Source organism: Celeribacter marinus, assembly GCF_965656515.1.
Lineage (GTDB): Bacteria > Pseudomonadota > Alphaproteobacteria > Rhodobacterales > Rhodobacteraceae > Celeribacter > Celeribacter marinus_D.
Map to the genome: position 1 here is coordinate 20,410 of NZ_CBFHKW010000039.1, position 4,021 is coordinate 24,430.

Sequence of the window (4,021 nt, forward strand, 5' to 3'; positions counted from 1 at the left end):
CGCTCAGGCTCTTGGCTTTACCGTGTCGCTCACCTTCCACCCGGGCACACAGTGCACCGACCCTGCGGCATGGGCGTCCTACATCCACGCCGCTGCGGGCATTGGCCGCGACACAGGCGTGCGCATCAATCGCTTGAACGTGGGCGGCGGGTTCCCCTCGCACCGTCTCAACGATGTGATCCCACAGCTTGACGCAACATTTGCGCTGATCGACCGCGTGACCGACGAGGCCTTTGGCGCGGATCGTCCCGCACTCGTGTGCGAGCCCGGTCGTGCGCTTGTGGCTGAAAGCTATGCGCTTGCCACGCGTGTGCGCGCCATTCGCGACGATGCACATGTGTTCATTAATGATGGCATCTACGGCGCATTGTCCGAGCTGCACCTCGTTGGCGTCATCGACCGTATCGACGCATTCGGCCCCGAGGCGCAGCTGCGCACCGGTGATCCCGTCTTGCGCACCGTGTTCGGCCCGACCTGTGACAGCACCGATAAATTGCCGTCCGAGATCGGCTTTCCATGCGATATGCAAGAAGAGGATCACGTGATCTTCTATGGTGTCGGGGCCTATTCGATTGCGACCGCAACACGTTTTAACGGGTTTGGAAACCTCACCGTTGAGATCGTGCAAAGCCAGACCTGCGCCCTGCGCGCACTTGCGGCTTAACTTCGCGGTACAAACTGCACACGCGTCCTGCGCATCTGCGCCCTTTACATGTCTCGCCCCGCCGCTACTCTTAAGTAGCAGCGGGGTTTTTCATGTCTCGCCCAAACGAAGGATTGCGCCATGGATAAGTTCGGAAAAAGCCAACCCGTGAAACGCCGCGAAGACACGCGTTTTTTGACCGGACGTGGACGCTACGTCGATGATATCGCCCCTGAGGGGTCAGCCGTTGCCTATATTCTGCGCTCGCCCGTGGCCCATGCCGAGATCACCGAATTGGATGTGTCGGATGCCCGTGACGCCGAGGGCGTGTTGGCGGTTTTGACATTCGACGATCTGGCACAGATCGGCCTGCATCCCTACCAAAAGGGCGAGGTGATCACCAATGCCGATGGCACGCCTGCCGCCGATCCCAAACGCCCCATTCTGGCCGAGGGGCGCGTGCGCTACGTGGGCGAGCCGATTGCCTGTGTGATTGCTGAGACGCTGGCTCAGGCCAAAGATGCCGCCGAGCTGATTGCATTCGATTTTGATGATCTACCTGTGCATGTCGGCCTTGAGACGGGCGGGCCACAGATCCACGATGAGGCCCCCGACAATATCGCCTATGACTATGAAAAGGGCAATGGGGCCACCGTGGCCGCCGTTATGGCCACCGCCGCTCACCGCGTCACCGTACCCGTGATGGACAACCGTGTTCTGATCGCCCCGATGGAGCCGCGCGGCGCATATGCCGAATGGGGTGACGATGGCCGCGTTCACCTGTGTTTTGGCGGACAAGGCGTGTGGGGGATGAAGGACGATTTGGCCGATAACCTTGGCATCGACCGCGAACGTGTGCGCATCACCAATCCCGATGTGGGCGGTGGGTTTGGTCTCAAAGGCATGCCGTTCCCCGAGTACTTTATGATTGCCGCCGCCTCCAAATACATCGCGCGTCCCGTGCGGTGGATGTCCGAGCGCACGGAGGGCATGTTGTCGGATCACGCGGGCCGCGATCTAATTTCGACTTGTGAATTGGGCTTTGACGCCGATCACAAACTCATTGCTTACAGTGTCGATACGATTTCCAACCTTGGGGCCTATAATTCGCACTACGGCCAACCGATCCAGTCGGAGCTGTTCGAAAAGGTCCTGATGGGCACCTATGATTGCCAAGCGGCGTTTTTGCGTGTGCGCGGCATTTACACCAATACCTCGCTCGTAGATGCTTACCGTGGCGCGGGACGTCCCGAGGCGATTTTTGCCCTTGAGCGCGCAATGGATCAAGCGGCGCGCGAGTTGGGCGTTGATCCTGTGACCCTGCGCCGCAAAAACTTCATCGCTGTCGATGCCTTTCCTTACCGCACCGCCACGGGCGAACTCTATGATGTAGGCGATTTCAACAAAGTGATGGACCGTGGATTGGCCGAGGCCGATTGGGACGGATTTGCCGCGCGCAAAGCGGCGTCGGAGGCGGCAGGCAAGCTGCGCGGACGGGGGCTTTGTTACTACATTGAAAGCATCCTTGGCGATCCGGATGAATGGGCGCATGTCGAATTTCGCGACGATGGCGGCGTGAATCTTTACGTCGGAACCCAGTCAAACGGGCAGGGCCACGAAACGGTCTATGCCCAGTTTTTGGCCGATCAAACCGGCATTCCCGCAGCCTTGATCGACGTGATCCAAGGCGACAGTGACCGTATCCCATCGGGTGGCGGCACGGGTGGATCGCGCTCTGTGACCACGCAAAACAACGCCACGCTCAAAACCGTGGGCACGCTCATAACCAACATGAGCGCCTTTCTCAAAGCCGAATTTGGCGGCGAGGTGACATTTGACGACGAACGGTTCCGCGTTGAGGGCACCAACGAGACGCCCACCATGCTAGAGGCTGCGGCTTTGGCGCGCGACAAAGGCCGTGATGATCTCTTGTCCGTGCGCGAACAGGCCGAAATCGAAGGGCGGTCCTACCCCAACGGGTGTCACATCGCAGAGGTGGAAATCGATCCCGAGACGGGCGAGACCAAGGTGGTGAAATACTCTGTGGCCGACGATTTCGGCAATCTGATCAACCCGATGTTGGCCGAGGGTCAGGTCCACGGCGGCGTGGCCCAAGGCATTGGACAGGCGCTCACCGAGCTGTGCGTTTATGACGATGAGGGCCAACTCGTCACCGCGTCCTTCATGGACTACGCGATGCCCCGCGCCGACGATATGCCCTTTGTCAAATTTGTCTCCGAACCCGTGCCCTCGACCCATAACGTTATGGGGATGAAAGGCTGCGGTGAAGCGGGCACCGTGGGCGCTCTGGCCGCCGTGGCCAACGCCGTGGCGGATACGCTTTGGCCGCTTGGTGTGCGCCGCATCGACATGCCGTTCACACCGCAAAAGGTCTGGCGCGCGGTGAACGGCGCTAAAGAAAGCGAGAAATTTGCCGCACAGTAACGCGCTTCTTCAACGCTTTCGCCAACTCTTTTCGATCCGTCCACGCATCCGTGTTTCGGGTGCGGCACGTGCGCGTGGCCCTGTCACACATCTAATCATTCTCGATGGCACGATGTCCTCGCTTGAGGAGGGATTCGAGACCAACGCGGGCTTAACGTATCGACTGGCCACGCAAGCCACCGATGAGGCCAACATGATCGTGCGCTATGAGGCGGGCATCCAGATGAAAACATGGCGCGACGCGCGTGACGTCATCGAGGGCCGTGGGATCAACAAGCAGATCAAACGCGTCTATGGCGCGCTTGCCTCGCGCTATCATCCCGGTGACCGGATCTATCTGATGGGCTACTCGCGCGGAGCCTACGCCGTGCGCTCGCTTGCGGGCTTCATCGACAAAGTCGGCCTGATCAAGGCCCAGCATGCCACCGAACAAAATGTTACGATCGCCTATCGACACTACCAAACGGGTCCAACGCTGGCCCCGTCACAGGCGTTTCGCGCTGCGTATTGTCACGACACGACACCAATAGAATTCTTGGGCGTGTGGGACACTGTTGCGGCCGTTGGCCTACAGTTTCCGGTGATCTGGCGGCTTAGCTCGGTGTTTCACGCCTTTCACGACCTCTATCCGCCGCGCAGTGCAAAGTTCGTCTATCATGCCCTGTCCGCGCACGAGAGCCGTGGTGCCTATGCCCCTGTGATGTTCGAGACAAATCCGGACATGCCCGATCAACACCTCCAACAGATGTGGTTTCGCGGCACGCACGGCGATGTCGGCGGGCAGTTGAGCGGCTACGTCCCCGCCCGCAAATTGTCGAATACCACGCTTGTGTGGATGCTTGATAAGGCGGAGATGGCGGGACTTGTCCTGCCAAAAGGCTGGCGGTCACGCTATCTGGCCGACCCATATGCGCCCTCAGTCGGTTCGCGGCG

The 4,021-nt window shown here is 59.8% G+C and carries 2 protein-coding genes and 1 pseudogene; all 3 read left to right on the forward strand.

Annotated elements, in window-relative coordinates:
- A pseudogene (locus ACTG34_RS09645) lies at positions 1 to 664 on the forward strand (type III PLP-dependent enzyme); the annotation flags it as partial.
- Positions 665 to 784: 120 nt separating this feature from the next.
- The gene (locus tag ACTG34_RS09650; protein ID WP_439104715.1) at positions 785 to 3,088 is read left to right on the forward strand and encodes a xanthine dehydrogenase family protein molybdopterin-binding subunit; all 2,304 of its coding nucleotides are present in this window, start codon (positions 785 to 787) and stop codon (positions 3,086 to 3,088) included.
- Positions 3,075 to 4,021, forward strand: a 947-nt coding sequence (locus ACTG34_RS09655) for a DUF2235 domain-containing protein (protein WP_439104716.1), incomplete at its 3' end; no start/stop codon positions are given. The genes ACTG34_RS09650 and ACTG34_RS09655, both read left to right, overlap by 14 nt.